The organism is Rhodopila globiformis, from assembly GCF_002937115.1.
GTDB lineage: Bacteria > Pseudomonadota > Alphaproteobacteria > Acetobacterales > Acetobacteraceae > Rhodopila > Rhodopila globiformis.
Genome location: NZ_NHRY01000076.1, coordinates 1 through 19,324, shown reverse-complemented (window position 1 = coordinate 19,324; position 19,324 = coordinate 1). Strand labels below are relative to the sequence as shown.

The window sequence follows — 19,324 nt, the reverse complement described above, 5'->3', positions numbered from 1 at the left end:
TTGCCAAACATCAAGCTGGAATGGCGACAGGCGGAAAACGCCGAAGTCGTCAATGATCTGAATCAAAGACAGACCGGACGAAACATTGTCATGAGTTGGCAATGCTGTGGTAAGCTCGGTAGACACCTACAACTCAAGATTGAGGAGACCCTTCGGGATGAAACTAGCCAATCCCGCGCCACTCGGCCTGACCGGGTTCGCGTTGACCACCTGGATGCTCAGCATGGTCAATGCCGGCTGGTTCGGCGGTGCAGCCGTGCCGATGGTGCTGGCCACCGCGTTCGCCTTCGGCGGCACCGCACAGTTTGCCGCGGGCCTGATGGAAATGCCGCGCGGCAACACCTTCGGCTTCGTCGCGTTCTGCGCTTACGGCGCGTTCTGGTGGGCCTTCGCGCTGTTCGTGCAGTTCTTCCACACCGGCGTGCCGGCGCAGTTCGTCGGCTGGTGGCTGGCCGCGTGGGGCGTGTTCAGCTTGATGATGTGGTTCGGCAGCATGGCCGCCAACCGCGTGCTGCAGATGGTGTTCCTCGCGCTGTGGATCACCTTCTTCCTGCTGGCCGCCAGCGATCTGTTCGGCATGGCCAACCTGAAGATGTACGGCGGCTATGGCGGCCTGATCACTGCAGTGCTGGCGTTCTACCTGGCGTCGGCCGAGGTGATCAACGAGACGCATGGCCGCACCATCCTGCCAATCGGCGCCCCCCAGGCGCCGCAGATCCAGGGGCTGCGCCAGGCCGCCTGACCCTGGCGTAACGTGGACCCGGCTGGCTTACAACCGGCCGGGTGACGCGGTACCCGACCTTCGTCTTCTTCCCGTCATCGCCCGGCTTGTCCCGGCCATGACGATCCGGGCGGCCAGCCTCCCGGAGCGACGCCCGCAACCTGCTTGTGGTCCGCTGCAGCGTGGCGGCGCGTTGCAGTCGCTGCGCCCCCTGCACAGCGCCCGATGCCCGCAAGCCCATCGGCCGGCCCCGTCGGAGCCGGCACGGCAGCGGGCGGACGTCAGCGATACCGGCGTGCCTATGCCGGCTCGCGCTCCCGCTCGGTCATCATCCGCTTGTAGGCCGGGCGGGCATGGCAGGCCTCCAGCCATCCGCGCAGTGCCGGCGTGGGCTTGAACAGTTCCGGTGCGGCGATTGCGTAACGCACCACCTCGGCGACGTTGATGTCGGCCACGGTGAAACGCCCACCGACGAGGAAGCCGGACCCGGCCAGCTTCTGGTCCAGCACGGCGAACGGCTTGCGCAGCGCCGCCACAGCGGCCTCGGCGACCTTCGGGTCCCGCTCGGCGGGCGGATAGCTCATGCGGTGATACTGGATCTGCAGCGAATGCGGCTCGACCTCGGTCGCGGCCCACAGCGCCCACATGCCCATCTGGCCATCCTCTGCGACGCTGGCCGGCCCCAGCGCCCCGCCGTAGCGCTTCGCCAGGTACAGGTTGATCGCCAGGGATTCATGCAGCACCAGGCCGTCGTCGTCGATCGTCGGGATGTGGCCGTTGGGGTTGACCCGCAGGAACGCCGGCGAGCGGGTGTTCAGCGGCGCATCCGCCGCATCCGGCGCGCTCAGCCGGTAGGCCTGGATCACCGGCACGTGCTGGAACGGCAGGCCGATCTCGTACGCCAGCCAGACCGGGCGGGAAGCGCGGGAGCGGTAGACGCCGTAGATGGTCAACATGGTTCCCCCTTCGTTTCACGGCAGGCGGCACGGGAAACGGCACACGTCGGCCTGCGCCAGGGCGGAGGCAGATGTGCGCCGGACGGGGCTGTCCTGTCTCGCGCGCCTGGATGCACGCAGGATCGTCGCGACCCTGCCGTTTGGCAAGCGGCAGGGGCATCGAGACCTGCGCACGGCAGCGGCGACGTGCCGCAGGCGACCGGTACCTGGCGTTTTCAGTTCTGTCAGGTAATAGCTAGATGTCTTCCAGGGCCGGAGCCTTGCGCGGTGGGCGGCGGTCCGCCGCGGGTTGTCCCGGGCGCCCGTCATCCGGCCCTGGCCGGGACCCTGTTGGCAGGGGAACCGGGCGCGGCAACGATGCAGCGGGATGCAGCGGCAGAGCGTTCGACGCGGTGTAGCGATCCGTCTCGTCGGGCAGCGCAGCGCCGGACTTCAGGTGCTGGTCCAGGCGATTGGGACCGGCGTTGTAGGCGGCAAGGAAATTCGCCTCGCCGAAGCGGTCCTTCATTTCGCGCAGGTATGCGGTCCCGGCCAGGATGTTGTCATGCGGATCAAACCGGTCGCAGCCCAGGCTGTAGCGTGCCCGCAACGCATCGTAGGTGGCAGGCATCAGTTGCATCAGGCCGCCAGCGCCGGCGCGGGAAACGACGGTCGCCTGGCCGCCCGACTCCTTCCGTATGACCTGCCGGATCAATGGCTCGGGCACCCCGAAACGAGCGGACGCCTCGCGAACATAGGGCCCCCACGGATCACCGGGTGGACCAGGGGGCGCATACTCGTGGGCCCGATAGCACGCGGTGCCTGCATCGTGCGTCGCATGGTTGCCGCACGCGCCGAGAGCGCCCAGGACCGCCACGACGACGATCGGCCGCAATCCCCGGCGAACCCAAGGCAGTCGCACCGGGCCGGCGCGCCGTCCCGTAACGGATGGGACGCCGATCGGTGGGCGCCCGGCGGCGACATGAGCGTGGGGCAAGCTGGCGGCCGGCCGGGCCTGGACCTGATCGCCTCCGGGACTTGCCCGTCTCGGTATCCTGTGGAACTTCAAGTCGATCTGCATCGAATCGTTCCTCTCGGGTGCGGGTTCGCCTGCGGACCCTAGCCCCGCGCGCCGCCCCGATCTGTGAGCAGGCCCACTGCCCTGGATTTTGAAGCGTCTGCCCTCACCCGGGCGACGGAACGGGTGAGGCAGATGCCCAGGGTCAGGCCGCGGCACGCCATGGAACCTGCGCCTGTGGTGACGAATTTGGTTTCGTTTCTTCCGTTGCTGTGGTAATGGAGCGCAACCCAGGCAATGGGTTCATCCAGACAATAGTGTGACAGGCAGGAAACGGGCTCTCGAACCTGAAGGAGCGATCGTGCGCCCCCTGCAAAGCCTTCTCTGTTTCCTGTTCTGCACCGGAATCTTCATTGTCTTCGGCCTGGGGATGCGGCAACTGGCCGCCGAGGGACACGTCCGGACGGAATTTGCCCCGGTCGCCGCTACCCAGCCGGCTTCCTCGCCGCCGGTCCATACCATCGTTGTCGGCGCGTTCGTCGATCGCCATGCCGGCGAGGCCGTTGCGCTGGCCGAGCGGTTGGCCGAGGCCGGCAAGGCGCTGCATGTGCCCGGCGGGACGCGGCAGCAGATCCAGGATGCCCAGACGGAATACTACAACGATCTCTGCATGCTGCACCTGCTGGCCGCGCGGTCGCCGCAGGCCGATATTCCGGAGGCAGCACAAAACCTGATGCGCGTCACGCCCGGGGAGCAGGCCTGCGGTGAGCCATAGCGAAGCGGACGGCCATCGGTCCTGAACGGGCGCTCATCACGTCACGGTACCAACCGGTAGCCAAGCCGAACTGCCGGTGGCACAGTCCCCTCCACAAGCAAGAAGGGGAACGGTCATGAGGCTCGCGAACAAGGTCGCCATCATCACCGGCGCGGCGTCCGGCATGGGCGCGGCGACCGCCCGCCGCTTCGGCAAGGAGGGCGCCGCCGTCGTCGTCGCCGACATGCTGGAGGACGAAGGCCGCGCCGTGGCCGATGGCATCAACGCCGGCGGAGGCAAGGCGCTGTTCATGGCGCTGAACGTCACCGATGAAGCCGGCTGGAAGCGGATTGTTGCGGAAACGGTCCGCGCCTTCGGGCGGCTGGACATCCTGGTCAACAACGCCGGCATCAGCGGCAGCGCCACCAACGACATGCTGGATTCCGGGCTTTGGGAGCGGGTGATGGCGGTGAACGCCACCGGCGTGTTCCTGGGCATCGCCGCGGTGGTGCCGCAGATGCAGAAGAACGGCGGCGGCTCCATCGTCAACCTGTCATCGATCTCCGGCGTCGTCGGCCAGGCTTTCGTGCACATGAGCTACAATGCCTCGAAAGGCGCGGTGCGGACGATGACGAAATCGACCGCGGTGCAGTTCGGCAAGGACCGGATTCGTTGCAATTCCGTGCATCCCGGACTGATGCCGCCGATGCGCACATCCGGCGCCACGGCGGATCCGGAGGTGCGCGCGCGGATGCTGAAGGCGGTGCCGCTCGGCCGTGCCGGCGAGGTGGACGAGGTCGCCAACGCCGTGCTGTTCCTGGCCTCCGACGAGGCGTCGTACGTCACGGGCGCGGAACTTTATGTCGATGGCGGATTCCTGGCGATGTAGAAGACGGCTGGCCGACCCCGGGCTACCGGCCGGGAGGCGGTTCGGGGCCGGCAACCGGCCTTCTCGTTTCGTCGGCAAACCGCTTCGTCTTGCGCGTCAGGCAAGCTACGCTCTGTCCTCGGACATCTTCGTGGCCCGCGGATTCCTCGTCCTCTTTCATGAAAATGCGCTTCCGGACGCCTGAGCCCGTTATGGCGGCCGCAGGGCGGTCCGCTACCAACTGCTCCGGGTCAGCCACGCCCACCGGCTGCGCGACGGCGACGATTGCGACATCATCCCCCCTCAATACGCCCCGGGTGGACCATTGACGACGAAGCACAGCCGCCAGGCCGCAGGCGCCATGCAGGCGGACGCAACCAGCGGCACGACGACCAGGCACAGCAACCAGAGCCTCCCGCCACATCCCTGTCCCGGTCCGTTACGACATCATACCGCCATCCGCCGGCGGACGATCCCCCGGGCGGCGATCCGGCGCCGCGAGCCCGCCGCATACCTGCGTCCCTGGCGCGGCCAGGATGCCCGCCATCGCCTCGACACTGGCCTCCAGCTGCCGCTCAGACCCGGCGCCGAATCCAAGCAGCACCACCCGGTCCTCGACGCAGCCCGCGTCCAGCCCTGTCCGCCGGGCCGCGGCGGCGACCGCATCCGCGCCACCCAGCGCCGACGGCGGCGTCCAGGCCAGGTGCAGCCCTGCCGCCAGGCCGGCGATGCCGGTGTCCTCGCCGAACTGCCGCCGCAGCGCGCGGACCAGCGCGTCGCGCCGGCGCAGGTAGATCTGCCGCACCTGATGCAGGTGCCGGGCGTAGAACCCGCTGTCCAGCAGGCCCGCCAGCGCCGCCGCCTCCAGCCGCCCCTCATAGGGTCCCATAACCCGGCTGGCTTCATGGGCAACACTGGCCAGGCGCGGCGGCACCACCAGGTAGCCCAGAGTCACCGCCGGCCCGAGCGAGGCCGCGAAATCGCCCACCTGGATCACTACCCCGTCCCGGTCGAGCTGCATCAGCGGCGGCACATCCGCCTCCTGGTAGCGCAGTTCGGCGGCGCACTCGTCGGCAACCACCACGGCGCCGGCGGTCGTGGCCCAGGCCAGCAGGGCCTGCCGCCGATCCAGGCTCATGACCGCGCCCAGGGGCTGCTGGTGCTCGGGGGTGAGCAGCGCCAGGGCAACCGGCCCGGCGGGCAGTTGGCCGGTCCGCAAGCCGTCCGCGTCCACCGGCACCGCCACCAGCGTGGCGCCGGTGCCGGCCAGCAGCAGCGCGGCGTCCGCGTCGCCCGGGGTTTCGACCACCGCCCGGCTGCCGGGCCGCAGCAGCAGGTGCGCGGCGATATGCAGCGCGTGCCGGCGGCCATGCGCCAGGACGACCTGCTCGGCCTCGACCGCCATCCCGCGCGCGTTCGACAGCCAGCGCGCGATCGCCCGGCGCAGCACCGGCTCGCCCCGGTCCGCGCCGTCCGCCAGCCGGTCCAGGTGATCCAGCGCCCCGCGCACCAGCGCGCGCCACCGCGCCGCCGGGAACAACCGCCCATCCGATCGGCCCACAGGCGCCTCGGCCGCGCCGGCCGGATGCGCGGCATCGTCCGGCGCGGCGGCCTGGCCATCGGTGCCGAGGCCGTGCACGAAGGTGCCCTTGGCGGGGACCGTCCGCAGGTAGCCCTCGGCGATCAGCCGCTCATACACCAGCAGCACGGTGATCCGTGACACCGCGCACTGCCCGGCCAGCATGCGGGTGGAGGGCATGCGCATGCCGGCGGGCAGCCGGGAGGACAGGATCAAGGCCCGCACCTGCTCATACAGCTGCTGCTGCAACGGCCTGTCGCGCAGCAGCCTGACCGGTATAATCATCGGCGGGCCGATCGGCCCGGGCCGGCGGGCCGGCTTGCTGCGCGGGACGCTGTCGGTGCGCGGTGGACTGTCAAAACGAGACCCCCTTGCCGCCGTAAAGGTTACGGCGGCGGTCAGGCCCCGCCTTGATCCAGGTCAATGAAGCGGCCGGCCGGGGTGAGCAGAACAGCACCGGGGGACCAACCTCAGGCGGTGACGCGTCAACCGTGGCAGGCGGCTCCTCCGGGGGAAAACGGATGTTTCTGTCGCTGCTCTTCACCCTCCTGCTGCTGGTCGCGCTGCTGCCGCTGGTGCTGCCGATGCTGCGGCAACCGGAAACCGTGCGGGGGCGTGGCTATTACGATCGCATGGTGTACCGCGACCAGTTGCGAGAGCTGGACCGCGACGTGGCGCGCGGCCTGCTGAGCGAGGCGGACGTCGCCGAGGCGCGGGTGGAAATCCAGCGCCGCGTGCTTACCACCGATACGATCCCGCTGCGCCCGGCGCCGGGATGGCACGACCGCAGCCCGATCATGGCGACGCTGGTGGCGGTGTTCCTCGTCGGCGGCACCGTCGGCCTGTATGCGCTGCTCGGCGCGCCCGAGCCGCCGGGCATCGTGTTCGTCGCACGCCCGCCGCTCGCCGGGGACATGCCGACGCCGGTGCTGGAGCACGCCGAGCTGGCGCGCACCGCGGCCCGCCTGGCGGCGAAGCTGGAGGCCGATCCGGACGACGCCGAGCGCTGGGTGCTGTATGCCCGGGCCTCCGGCAGCCTGCGCCGCTGGACCATCGCGGTGGACGCCTATCGCCATGCCCTGGCGCTGAACCTGGTCAGTCCCGACGTCCAGGTGGGCCTTGGCGAGATGCTGGTGATGCAGGCGGACGGGATCGTGACGCCGGCGGCGCACGACGCCTTCACCGCGGCGCTGGAAGACGATCCGCGGAACGAGGTCGCCCGCTACTACCTGGCGCTGGCCGCCGGACAGGCCGGCGAGCCGGCCGGCACCATCCGGCAGATGCAGGCCCTGCTGGCCGATATCCCGGACGATTCACCGCTGCGCGAGGAGATTGCCAAGCGCATCGCCCAGGCCGCGAAGGCCGCCGGCGTGCCGTTGCCGGTGCTCGCCCGGGGATTGCCGCCCGCCACGGCCGTAGCCGAGGCCGACAGCACGGATGCCGTCGCGATCGTGCCGGAAAGTGAACAGAAGACCATGGTGGCCGCCATGGCCGCCAAGCTGGCAGCCCGGCTGGAGATCGAGCCGGATGACGCCGACGGCTGGATGCGCCTCGGCTATGCCTACGTGGTGATGCATGACCGCGAGCGGGCGGCGGAGGCGTACGATCGTGCGCTGGCGCTGAAGCCGGACGGCCTGGCGCTGCGCCTGCAGGCGATCGAGGGCCTGCTGAGCGGTCTGAAGCCGGCCGACGCGCTGCCGCCGCGCGCTGTCGCCCTGCTGAAGCAGGTCGAGCAGGTCGCTCCGGACGAGCCTGAGGTGCTATGGTACCTGGGCATGGTCGCGGCCCATGACGGCCGGCCGGAGGAGGCCAGGCGCTACTGGAGCCGCTTGCTGGGCAAGCTGCCGGCGGATGGCGACAACACGCAGATGGTCAGGTCGGCGTTGAACGCCCTGCCGGGCGGTTAGGGCCCGGTCGGCCCGGCCGGATCACCGTGTGATCCGGTCGGGTCCATGGTGCGCCATGGCGCTACTGGGTTCGCTCCGGCTGGGTGCCCTGGCTGGCGGATTCCGGGGCGCCCGTCGTGTTCTGCTGCTGAACGTTCTGCTGCTGGGCGGCCTGCTTGTGGTGCTTGTGGTACTCGTGTCCGGCGACGCAACCGCCGATGGCGCCCAAGACTCCGTGATGGGCCATGTGGCCGGCCACGGCGCCGGCGACGCCGCCGCTGATGCAGCCGATGGCATTGGCGGGGGCGGTATAGCCGACGCCGAGGCCGGCGACGGTCAGCAGCACGAACGGAAGACGCATGTTCATCCTTTTCAACCTTTTGCTGTTTTGCGGCACGGCCGTCGCCGCGCCCTTCCGTGGTGGCCCGGATTACTGTAACGGCTGAATGCCGGCTGTAATCCCCTTGCGGCCGGCATCACCAACTTCTCACCGTCCGTCCGGGTTCCGGCCGGCCGGTCCGGACAGGCAACCGGACGGAACAGGCCGCGTTCCCCTGCCCGGTCCTCGCCGAGGTCCCGCTGCCCGCGCGCCAATTACGTTCATTCAGGAGGATACGATGCGCATACCGGTTCTTGCCGCTCTGTTTTCAATCGCAATGACCACCGCCGTGCTGGCCGACGCCAGCGTGGCGGGTCGCTGGCACGCCACGCTCGGCAGCGGCGTAACGATCGACATGACGGTCTCGCCGGACGGCGCCTGGAGCAGCCGGACGCTGCAACACAACAAGGTGGTGCGGGAGATGAAGGGCACCTATACGCAGACGCCCGCTGAACACGGCACCGGAACAATTGTGTTCACGCCGACGCAGTCCAAGGTCAAGACCGGAACCGTGAAACCGGAAACCGACCAGTACGAACTCGCCGCCAACGGCCGGGTGCTGAAGCTGACCTCGGAAGGCGACACCATGGACTTCCACAAGCGTTGAGGCGCGCCGGGGTTTTCACGCGCTGACGACGAAACGAAAGCCGCCGCGCGATTGCGGCGGCACGACGCCCCAAGGAACGCCGGGGCAAGGAACGCCAGGACGCGGACGTCGAACGGGATGATGCGGAGCCTTGCGGTCCGTGATGGGATCACCGCGTCACTGGGCGCGGAGCACCGGCCGCTCCGCGTCATGGTCCATGAAGGCGGACCATCCACGCCTGGCGGTGCCGAATATCACCAGAAGACGTGGATGGTGGGCCTCCGCCCGATAGGCGTTAAAATAGCGGCTGTCGTTGCTATCCCGTCATGGCGGCCGCAGGCCCGGCATCCACGCCTGTCGGTGTTGAAGCGGCAGAAAGGCGTGGATGGCGGCCCGGAGCCTGTGCCCAGGCTTGTCCCGGGTAGCCGCCATGACGGGAAGGAGCAGCCTGCTTCGCCCGGCATGACGATCGGGGATGGCCGTCTCCTTGGTAACGCCAATGCGGGCCTTAGGGCCTGTCAGGGAATAACCGCGCGATCTGATACGGTCTGCGGCCGTATCGTGTAGTTCCACTCGCCATGGAAGCTGTCGCGGACGATGTTGAGGGCATCCATCTCCTCCTCCGAAACCGCAGTGCCCCGCGGATAGTCAGCCGGATCGGGTTCGCAGCGCACGCTCAGCCCGGTCTTGGTGGTGGTGGCGCTGATCAGATCGATGATGACGCGGTAGCTGACCAGTGGCGTGGCGCGCCAGTTCATGCTGATGGAGGAGAACAGGCGATGCTCGATCTTGTTCCACTTGCTGGTGCCGGGTGGCAGGTGATGGACTTCAATGGCAATGCCCAGTTCGTTGACCAGGCGTTGCAGTTCGCGTTTCCACAGCCGCACGCGCACGCCGTTGCTGCCACCGCCATCGGCAGTGATCACCAGGCGATGCGCCTTCGGATAGCGCTGGCGGCCGACGTCCTGCCACCAGCGGCGGATCGTCTGCACCGCAAAGGCGGCGGTGTCGTCGTTGATGCCGACGCTGACCCAACCTGTGTTCGCCGCCAGATCGTAAATGCCATACGGGATCGCCCGACCGAGCGCGTCGTTGAGGAAGTCGTAGACCTGCACCTCCTCGGGATCGCCCCGTGGCCGCCATGTCCGGCCCGCATTCTTGAAATCGCCAACCAACTCCTTCTTCTTGGTGTCCACCGAGATCACCGGCTGGCCCGCGGCCAGCGCCGTCGTCACGCTGGTGTTGACGTGGCCAAATTGCGCATCGTGGTCGGGATGCTTGCCCCCTCGCGGGTCTTGCGGTTGCCTTGCAGGCTGAACTTCTCCGCCTTCAGTATCGTGCCGATGACGGTGCGGCTGACCTGGTGGCCAAGCTCCGTCAGTTCGTCCGCCAGCCGGCGCAGGCTCTTGCAGGTCCAGCGCAACGGCGACATCGGATCGCCGCGCGCCTCGGGCTCCACCAGCTTCAGCAGATCAGCCCGCAGCGTCGGATCGTTGTCCGCCAGCGGCTTGCGCCCGCCGCCTCGCCGGCGCACCCGGCCTGGCGCCAGCGGGGGCTCCACCGTCAGGTCCCGCAGGCCGCGCACAATCGTGCTCGGCGCAACCCCGGTGGCCTGCGATACCGCGGTGATGCCACCGTAGCCCGCCGCACGCGCTTCGGTTGCTGCCAACAAGCGGCGGGATCGCTCGTCGAGATGCGGTGCTATCGCCGTGAAACGCCCATGGATCTGCTCTTGGTCGATCATCACGGAACACTACAACTTCAGCGTCCGAGCAGGAATCCCCCTCAATCCGCTCGGTTATTCCCGGGCGGGCCCTTAGTTTGACTGTGCCAGTTTCCGCCTAACACATTGAAATTACGACGTTTTCTCGCAAACTAGGTGCCCCCGTAACCCATTGATAATATTGACTATCTCTCAGTTTTTGACACAGTCAAATTAGAGCCTGATTGAGTAAGCAATTTCAACGGGTTGGCAGGAAAGGCCGAAAGGCCAAAGGCCGGTTGGGAGGGGCCCATCGCCCCTGTGCAAGCAACCATTGGGCGAGCGCCAAACCGGCACCTTCCGGCTCAGAACCACCAACGACGGCAGGATGGATACTACAGTTGTGGCTCAAGTTATTGAAATAACTGACTCAAACAGGCTCTTAGCGGTGGACCCCGTGTCCAGACCATAACGTGCCAGTAAATGATGCCGTCATTTCATTGCTGACGACCCCAATATTTGTGTCATGTCTTTACATAGATTTACAAGATTTTCAGACTTTCCGTTAATTGCGCAAATCGGCCACAGGAAGAACGATCCGCAACAGATGGGAGGCAGCCATGCACAATTCTGGCATTGAATCGTCTGGCCGACCTTCCCCGGACCCGGGTAATGCCTTTGATCTTGCGCAATGCTGCGGGCCGTCCACGCGTGTACGATGCGGCTCAGACAGATAACGGGGCATATAGTCGATGAGTTTCAAGTACCCTGGTACTCCGGTCGTCATTCATGGCAACGGAGCCGTCGCCCATGTCATGCAGCAGGTCTGCGGCGGGGTTATTGGCTATCCGATCACGCCCTCGACAGAAATTTCCGAGCTCTATGAAGCCTTTCGCGCCGGCGGCGGCGTTAACGTGTGGGGCCAGCATCCGTTTTTCGTCCAACCCGAGGGCGAGCATTCCGCCCAGAGCGGCGCGCTCGGCGCGGCGCTGACCGGCGGCAAGTACGTTTCCAATGCCTCGTCCAGCCAGGGCATCCTGTACGGGCTCGAATCGCACTACGTCACCGTCGGCAAGAAGGTCGGCGGCTTCGTGCTGCAGGTGGCGGCGCGTGTCGTCTCCAAGCATTCGCTGAACGTCATGGCGGGCCATGACGACGTGTATGCGCTGCTGTCCTCCGGCTACACCATCCTGTTCGGCAGCAATCCCCAGGAAGCGGCGGACCTGGCGGCGATCTCCTACAAGGCCAGCGCGCTGTCGCTGATCCCGGTGGCCAACGCGATGGACGGCTTCGCCACCAGCCACATGCTGTGCGAGGCGCAGTTGCCGGAGCCGGAGCTGCTGCGGGAATACCTCGGTGACCCGGCCGGGCGCATCCCCTGCCCCACCGTGGCGCAGGACATGCTGTTCGGCGCCAAGGGGCGCGTGTTCCAGCTGCGCCAGTACCTGGCCCGCCACGAAGGCGACTTCGTGCCGACCGACCTGGGCGAGCTGCGCGCCTACCTGACGGCGAACGCGGCCGACGTCGAGGCTGACAATGACGGCAAGCTGGTCGCCAATACCCTGGGCTGGGTGCCGGAAGAGCTGCACAGCCAGTGGAAGCGCCAATGGGTCAACGCCTTCCAGAAGGGCACCCGTCCGCGTGTGCCGGCGCTGGTCGACGTGCACAACCCGGGCCTGACCGGCGGCGTGCAGAACCAGCCGGACTTCCAGGCAGGCGCCGCGGACCATCGCACCCACTTCGTCGCCGCGGTGCCGGGCTTCGTGCGCCAGGCGATGGACGAATACGCCGCGCTGACCGGCCGCGTCTACAAGCCCATCCATACGTACATGTGCGACGACGCCGAGCATGTGGTGATCGGCCTGGGCTCGGTCACCGACGACGCCCAGGCGGTGGCCGAGCACCTGCGCAAGCAGGGCAAGAAAGTCGGCGTCATTTCTGTCAAGTTGCTGCAGCCGTTCCCCGAGGCCGAGCTGATCGAGGCGCTGCGCGGCAAGACCGCCGTGACGGTGCTGGAACGCTCCGACGTCACGGCGCTGACCGGCTTCGTCACCCAGGCGCTGTTCCGCGCGCGGGAGAATGCTGATGGCGTCCGCCATGCCGGCATCCCGGCGATCGACAAGCTGCCGCGCCTGACCACGGCGATCTTCGGCCTCGGTGCGCATGATTTGCAGCCGCGCCACATGGTCGCGGCGTTCAAGAACATGGAGCGTGTGGACAGCGCGCCGCTGGTGTACCTGGGCTCGCAGTTCTTCACCGAGACGAAGTCGCCGCGCATCCAGGCGCTGCAGGAGAAGATGAAGGCCGCCTATCCGGAAACGGAGATGATGGGGCTGCCGACGGAACCGAACCCGCATCTGCTGCCGGCCAGCGCGTTCCGCATCCGCTTCCACTCGGTGGGCGGCTACGGCACCATCGCCACCGGCAAGCTGCTGACCGACATCCTGGCCGGCGCGCTGGACATGCATTCGCAGGCGGCGCCGAAGTACGGCTCGGAAAAGAGCGGCGCGCCGACGAACTACTACATCACCCTCAGCCCGGAGACGGTGAAGATCGCCAACGCCGAGCTGGAGGAGATCGAGATCGTCGTCTCCCCCGACCACAAGGTGTTCGCCCACACCAACCCGCTGCGCGGGCTGACCGAGGGCGGCAGCTTCATCCTGCAGAGCAACCTGCCGCCGCTGGAGGTGTGGCGCGAGTTGCCGCCGCATGCGCGGCAGACCATCCGTGACAAGAAGATCCGCTTCTACGTGATCGACGCGTTCGCGGTGGCGCGCAAGCATGCGCCGACGGCGGACCTGCAGACCCGCATGATGGGCATCGCCTTCATCGGCGCGGTGTGCGGGCATGTGGACCGTATCGTCGCGGATGCCTCGCAGGAGGCGATGCTGGAGAAGATCCGCCAGCAGATCAGCAAGAAGTTCGGCGCCAAGGGCGGCGCGATCGTCGAGAGCAACATGGCGGTGATGCGCGAGGGCCTGGAGGCCACCACGCATGTCGATTACACCGCGCCGGAGTTCCTCGAAGCCGAGCAGACGGTGGCGAACAAGCCGACGCGCAACGTGTCGATCTCGGCCTCGATGTGCAAGGCGCTGATGCCGGCCTCGGCGACGGCGTTCCTCGACGCCGAGTACTACGACGACGTCGTGGCCAGCCACTTCCGCGACGGCACGGTTGCGGAGGCGGCGGTGCTGCCGGGCACTGGCCTGTTCATGCCGGCGGGCAGCGCGGCGTGGAAGGACAAGGGCCTGTTCCGGCTGAACGTTCCGGAGTTCGACGCATCCAAGTGCACCGGGTGCATGGAATGCGCCGTGGTCTGCCCGGACGCGGCGATCCCGAACACCGTGCATGAGATCCACGACCTGCTGCTGACCGCGATCAAGCACATGGACGTGGCCGAGGCGCAGCGGGCGGCGATGCGCGACAAGGTGTTCGCCCTGGCCGAGTCCGTCCGCGAAGCCTATCGCCAGACCAAGGACACGCCGGCGCTGCACACGCTGGTGGCCAAGGCGGTCGAGACGATGGAAATCGACAACGCCGTGCTGAAGCGCAACCTGGGCCGCGTGGCCGAGGCGCTGGCTTCGTTCCCGGTGGCGCGCACCCGTCCGTTCTTCGACGCCATGGAGAAGGCGACCGCCGGCAGCGGCGGGCTGTTCTCGGCCGCGGTCGATCCGTGGAAGTGCAGCGGCTGCCTGGAGTGCATCGAGGTCTGCGGCCCCGGCGCTCTGGTCGAGCGGCAGCAGGATGCGGAACTGCTGGACACCTTGCAGACCCGCTTCGAGTTCCTCAGCCGCACGCCGAACTCGCCGTCCCGCTTCATCGAGGGCGCGGTGGGCAGCGACGGCGATGCCAAGCGGATGCTGCTGGACCGCGACAACTACTATGCCATGACCGGCGGCCACGGCGCCTGCCGCGGCTGCGGCGAGGTGACGGCGATCCGCCTGGTGGTCGCGGCCAACCGCGCGCTGCATGAGCCGCGGCGGAAGGCGCATATGCGCGAGCTGGAAAGCCTGATCGAGCGGCTGACGGACAAGCTTCCCACCGTGACCGATACGGCGCGGGCGGAGCGTATCCGCAACGTCATCGGCACGCTGGAGAAGCGGCTGTACCTGTACGAAAGCGGCCCGAGCGGCAACGGCCCGGCGAACGCAGTGATCGCCAACGCCACGGGTTGCAGCAGCGTGTTCGCCTCGACCTTCCCGTTCAACCCGTACAACGACCCGTGGGTGAACAGCCTGTTCCAGGATTCGGCGCCGGTCGCGAAGGGCATCTTCGAGGGGCTGAGCGCCGAGGCGGCGACCGATTTCCGGGCGCTGCGGACGGCGCGGCTGGAGATCCAGGACGCCTATGACCCGGTGACGCACGACGCCTACTTCAAGTTCTTCCGGTGGAGCCAGTTCACCAAGGACGAGCTGGCGCTGCTGCCGACGGTTCTCACCATCGGCGGTGACGGGGCGACCTACGACATCGGCTTCGGCGCGGTGTCGCGGGTGCTGGTGCAGGACTCGCCGATCAAAATGGTGGTGCTGAACTCGGGGGTTTACTCGAACACGGGTGGGCAGGCGTCCACGGCGAGCTTCTCGGCGCAGGACTCCGACCTGACCCGGTTCGGCGCGGCGCAGGCCGGCAAGCAGGAGGACCGCAAGGAACTGGCGCTGATCGCGGCGTTCCACCCGAACGTGTTCGTGGTGCAGACGGCGACGGCGCTGCAGGGCCACTTCATGAAGAACATGCTGGCGTTCCTGAACTACTCGGACTCGCCGGCGGTGATGGACGTCTATACGCCGTGCCAGGCCGAGCACGGCATCGGCGACGCGCAGGCGGCGGAGCACGCCCGGATGGCGGTGGAAAGCCGCATGAACCCGGTGTTCGTGCACGATCCGCGGCGGGGCGACAGGCTGAGCCAGTGGTTCTCGCTGGAGGGCAACCCCGACCAGGACAAGGACTGGACGACGCAGTCGATGGAGTATGTCGACGGCGACGGCCTGACCAAGCTGCTGACCGTGCCGTTCACGCCGGCCGACTTCGCCCTGGGCGAGGCGCGGTTCAAGAAGCACTTCCGCAAGCTGCCGGCCGACGCCGACGGCGTGCCGGTGCATGAATACGTCACGCTGCCGCCCGCCGCGCGGGAAGGCAAGGTGGCGTATGTGCTGTCCACCGACCAGAAGGCGCGGCTGGTGAAGCTGGAGGTCGATACGCCGATCATCCACCTGGTGGAGGAACGGCGGAAGTACTGGCGGACCTTGCAGCACCTGGCCGGCCTGCCGGTGCAGCAGAGCGAAGCCGAGCACAAGGCGGTGCTGGCGGAGATGCAGCAGCGCTACACGGAAGCCATGCGCGACCGGGAGGGCTCGCTGGACCAGATCGCCAAGGCAATGTCGGAACTGGCGGCGTCGTCCAACGCGCCGGCGTCCGGGGGCTTCGGCGGCACGATGTTCGCGGCGGCTCCGGCGGCGGCGCCGGCTGCGGCTGCGGCGGCGAAGCCGAACGGGGCGGGCGATGCGGTCGTGACCCTGGCCGAGGCAGACCAGGCCAAGTGCACGAACTGCAAGACCTGCTACCAGGACCTGGGCGAACTGTTCGAGAAGACCAAGATCGTCGTCGACGGCCAGACCAAGGAAGTCGGGCGGCTGATCCCGGGCGCGCTCGACCATGTGGCGGTGACGCCGGAGTTGAAGGCGCGCATCGCCAAAGTATCGGCCAACTGTGACGCGGAGATCATCCATTGAGCACGCACGTCTCCGGTAACGGACAGCTGGAGCGCTTCATGCACGCCAGCAACCAGTTCGAGGCGACCCGCAGCGAACTGGAAACCCTGTCGCAGACCGACGAGGTCGAGCTGTTCCAGAAACAGCTCGAACTGCTGCGCCGGCGGCTGCTGGCGGAACCGAATGCGTTCCGCCAGATGTTCATCACCGACGGCATGCAGGCGGTGGCGTGGGAGTTCCAGCAGGAGGAACTCGGCGGCCGGTTCACCCGGACGCTGTGGGACCTGCTGGTCCGCGACGACGACATGAGCACCATCCTGCTGCGCTTCATCTGGGCGATCCCGCTGAAGTACAAGCGGAAGTTCATCAAGGCGATCGACCAGCACCTGTCGGACCGCTACCCGATGTTCAAGGGCCTGTCGGACGGCTGGCCGATGAACAACATGATCCCGCCGTACATGCGCCCGGCCGAGGAACGGGCGCAGGACTTCGGCCTGGTGAACCAGGGCTACCTGGGCTACATGGGCCAGGGCTTCTCGGCCCGCGAGGTGGACCTGCTGGTCTGGCTGGAAGTGCTGCGCGACAAGCAGTGCGAGGAGCGCCCCTGCGAAATCGGCCTGAAGATCGCCGGCAAGGAGAACAAGGGCGGCTGCCCGGTGAAGATCCACATCCCCGAGATGCTGGACCTGCTGGGTAAGGGCAAATTCCGCGAGGCGCTGGAACTGATCGAGGGCTGCAACCCGCTGCCCAACGTCACCGGCCGCGTCTGCCCGCAGGAACTGCAGTGCCAGGGCGTCTGCGCCCACACCAACAAGCCGATTGAAATCGGGCAGATCGAGTGGTTCCTGCCGCAGCGCGCCAAGGCGCTGGGCCTGCCTCTGACGAACGACACCCTCGCCGATCTGGTCGATCCGTGGACGATCGCGGAAAAGCCGCCGATTGCCGTTGTCGGCTCCGGCCCCGCCGGGCTGATCAACGCCTATCTGCTGGCCGCGGAAGGCCACCCGGTGACGGTGTTCGAGGCGTTCCATGAACTCGGCGGCGTGCTGCGCTACGGCATTCCGGAGTTCCGCCTGCCGAACGAGCTGATCGACGACGTCGTCGGCAAGATCACCAGGCTGGGCGGGCGCTTCGTGCGCAACTTCGTCGTCGGCAAGACGGCGACGCTGGAGCAGCTGAAGCAGGCCGGGTTCTGGCGCATCTTCGTCGGCACCGGCGCCGGCCTGCCGCGCTTCATGAACGTGCCCGGCGAGCACTTCCTGAACGTGATGTCGGCCAACGAGTTCCTGACCCGCGTCAACCTGATGCAGGGGCAGTTGGAGGACCATGAAACCCCGCTGCCGATGACACGCGGCAAGGATGTGATGGTCATCGGCGGCGGCAACACGGCGATGGACGCCGCCCGCACCGCCAAGCGGCTGGGCGGCAACGTGACCATCGTGTATCGCCGCACCCAGGCGGAAATGCCGGTGCGCGTCGAGGAACTGCACCACGCGCTGGAGGAAGGCATCGCCCTGAAGGTGCTGCGCGCGCCATGCGAGTTCATCGGCAACGATGACCACCAGGTGACGGCGGCGATCCTGGACGTGATCGAGCTGGGCGCGCCGGATGCCTCCGGCCGCCGCAGCCCGGTGGTGACCGGCAAGAAAGAGCACATGCCGATCGACCTGGTGATCATGGCGCTGGGCAACACGCCGAACCCGATCGTCAAGGACGCCGAGCCCGAGCTGAAGACGACCAAGTGGGGCACGATCGACGTGCAGCGCGGGTCGCAGCAGACCTCGATCGAGGGCGTGTTCTCGGGCGGCGACGCGGCGCGCGGCGGCTCGACCGCGATCCGCGCGGCGGGTGACGGCCAGGCGGCGGCGCGGGAGATCGTCGGGGAGAACAATTTCACGCCGGCCGAGATCCGGGAACTGGTGGCCAAGGCGGAGAAGTACACCCGGCTGGGCCAGGCGCCACAGGCGATCGTGAAGAAGGTGCACCTGGGCGAGGGCATCGAGGAGTTCGTGGTGAACGCGCCGCTGATCGCCGCGGCTTCCAAGGCGGGGCAGTTCGTGCGCGTGCTGGCGTGGGAGAAGGGCGAGCTGATCCCGCTGACGCTGGCGGACTGGGACACGAAAGCCGGGACGATCACCCTGGTGGTGCAGGCGATGGGCACCAGCTCCCTGGCGATCAACGCCATGAAGATCGGCCAGGCGTTCGCCGGCATCGCCGGGCCGCTGGGGCTGCCGAGCGAGCTGCATCGGTACGGCCCGGACGAGACGGTAGTGTTCACCGCCGGCGGCCTGGGGCTGCCGCCGGTTTACCCGATCATGCGCGAGCACCTGCGCATGGGGAACCATGTGACGCTGATCGCCGGCTTCCGGTCCGCGTCCCTGGTGTTCTGGGTCGGCGAGGACGAGTGCGTCGAGCAGTTGCGGCGGGAGTTCCCGACGCTGCTGGACGTGATCTACACCAGCAATGACGGCACGTTCGGCGTCAAGGGGTTCGTGACGCATCCGCTGCAGGAGATGCTGGAGGCGAACAAGACCAGCAAGGGCCGCAGGATCGCCGAGGTGGTGACGATCGGCCCGCCGCTGATGATGCGGGCGGTGGCGGATTTGACCCGGCCGTATGGCGTGAAGACGGTGGCGAGCTTGAACTCGATCATGGTGGACGCCACGGGGATGTGCGGGGCGTGCATGGTGCCGGTGGTGATCGATGGGAAGATGGTGCGGAAGCATGCGTGCATCGACGGGCCGGAGATCGATGCGCATCTGATTGACTGGGATAAGTTTTTGCCGCGGTTTGGGCAGTTTAAGGTGCAGGAGGGGCGGAGTAAGGAGCGGTATCTGGCGGAGGGGTTGAAGTAGGGGACGGGTGGCGCCGCCTCCGGGAGGGGGCGGCCAGTTCAGCCTTCGCAAGAATTTGGCCTCAAGACACATAAGGGCTCTGGTGCATTCATGACGGGTATGGCAACCGTCACGAATGCAGCTAGTACACCTCGCCGGAAGTGGCGACTCCGTTGATGGGTGGCCCGGCGCGGGTGAGTCTGGTTTGCCACAGTCTGGCGGCAATCGCCGTGACCAGCCGCCGTCAGGAGCCGTTCTGGCGAGTCAGGAGCGGCCTGAATATGGCAGGCCACAGGCTCACGCCTCGCCCTGATTCACCGGAGCCTTCATGCCCCGTCTGACTGCCGCCCCGAT

General features: G+C 67.5%; 12 protein-coding genes. 7 read left to right on the top strand and 5 right to left on the bottom strand.

Going from position 1 to position 19,324, the window contains the following annotated elements; all coding sequences use genetic code 11:
• The first annotated feature begins 106 nt into the window (after window positions 1-106).
• Window positions 107-742, top strand: a complete 636-nt coding sequence (locus tag CCS01_RS08415) for an acetate uptake transporter (RefSeq protein WP_275112900.1) — start codon at window positions 107-109, stop codon at window positions 740-742.
• A 278-nt stretch (window positions 743-1,020) separates the two neighbouring features.
• Here CCS01_RS08415 and CCS01_RS08410 read toward each other — a convergent pair whose 3' ends face one another.
• Together CCS01_RS08410 and CCS01_RS35870 are read right to left on the bottom strand one after the other, a co-directional pair.
• Entirely contained in the window at window positions 1,021-1,677 is a 657-nt protein-coding gene (locus tag CCS01_RS08410; protein ID WP_104518382.1) for a glutathione S-transferase family protein, read from the bottom strand.
• Between the two features lie 235 nt (window positions 1,678-1,912).
• Complete coding sequence (locus CCS01_RS35870; RefSeq protein WP_104518381.1) at window positions 1,913-2,737, bottom strand: lytic transglycosylase domain-containing protein; 825 nt, start codon at window positions 2,735-2,737, stop codon at window positions 1,913-1,915.
• 298 nt (window positions 2,738-3,035) lie between these two features.
• Between CCS01_RS35870 and CCS01_RS08400 the strand changes: the two genes are divergently transcribed.
• Window positions 3,036-3,449 (top strand): hypothetical protein, encoded by a 414-nt coding sequence (locus CCS01_RS08400; protein ID WP_104518380.1) that lies wholly within the window; start codon window positions 3,036-3,038, stop codon window positions 3,447-3,449.
• Window positions 3,450-3,564: 115 nt separating this feature from the next.
• On the top strand, window positions 3,565-4,317 hold the full coding sequence (locus CCS01_RS08395; protein ID WP_104518379.1) for an SDR family NAD(P)-dependent oxidoreductase: 753 nt from the start codon (window positions 3,565-3,567) through the stop codon (window positions 4,315-4,317).
• Window positions 4,318-4,735: 418 nt separating this feature from the next.
• On the opposite strand, the gene CCS01_RS08390 is transcribed toward CCS01_RS08395, so the two are convergent.
• Complete coding sequence (locus CCS01_RS08390; protein WP_104518378.1) at window positions 4,736-6,160, bottom strand: aminotransferase-like domain-containing protein; 1,425 nt, start codon at window positions 6,158-6,160, stop codon at window positions 4,736-4,738.
• 236 nt (window positions 6,161-6,396) lie between these two features.
• On the opposite strand from CCS01_RS08390, the gene ccmI reads away from it, so the two are divergent.
• On the top strand, window positions 6,397-7,782 hold the full coding sequence (gene ccmI, locus CCS01_RS08385; RefSeq protein WP_104518377.1) for a c-type cytochrome biogenesis protein CcmI: 1,386 nt from the start codon (window positions 6,397-6,399) through the stop codon (window positions 7,780-7,782).
• A gap of 61 nt (window positions 7,783-7,843) precedes the next feature.
• On the opposite strand, the gene CCS01_RS08380 is transcribed toward ccmI, so the two are convergent.
• Window positions 7,844-8,128 (bottom strand): hypothetical protein, encoded by a 285-nt coding sequence (locus CCS01_RS08380; RefSeq protein ID WP_239992057.1) that lies wholly within the window; start codon window positions 8,126-8,128, stop codon window positions 7,844-7,846.
• Between the two features lie 250 nt (window positions 8,129-8,378).
• On the opposite strand from CCS01_RS08380, the gene CCS01_RS08375 reads away from it, so the two are divergent.
• A complete protein-coding gene (locus tag CCS01_RS08375) occupies window positions 8,379-8,747 on the top strand; it encodes a hypothetical protein (RefSeq protein ID WP_104518376.1) in 369 nt (122 codons plus the stop codon).
• Window positions 8,748-9,244: 497 nt separating this feature from the next.
• On the opposite strand, the gene CCS01_RS08370 is transcribed toward CCS01_RS08375, so the two are convergent.
• A protein-coding gene (locus CCS01_RS08370) for an ISAzo13 family transposase (protein ID WP_104518375.1) occupies window positions 9,245-10,470 on the bottom strand; the annotation gives its coding sequence in 2 pieces (ribosomal slippage) (window positions 9,245-10,014 and window positions 10,014-10,470; 1,227 coding nt in all).
• A 710-nt stretch (window positions 10,471-11,180) separates the two neighbouring features.
• Here CCS01_RS08370 and CCS01_RS08365 point away from each other — a divergent pair.
• Together CCS01_RS08365 and CCS01_RS08360 are read left to right on the top strand one after the other, a co-directional pair.
• Window positions 11,181-16,157 (top strand): 2-oxoacid:acceptor oxidoreductase family protein, encoded by a 4,977-nt coding sequence (locus CCS01_RS08365; RefSeq protein ID WP_104518374.1) that lies wholly within the window; start codon window positions 11,181-11,183, stop codon window positions 16,155-16,157.
• Window positions 16,154-18,991: a sulfide/dihydroorotate dehydrogenase-like FAD/NAD-binding protein gene (locus tag CCS01_RS08360; RefSeq protein ID WP_104518373.1), complete on the top strand. Its 2,838-nt coding sequence runs from the start codon at window positions 16,154-16,156 to the stop codon at window positions 18,989-18,991. The genes CCS01_RS08365 and CCS01_RS08360 overlap by 4 nt, the downstream gene beginning before the upstream one ends.
• Window positions 18,992-19,324 lie beyond the last annotated feature (333 nt).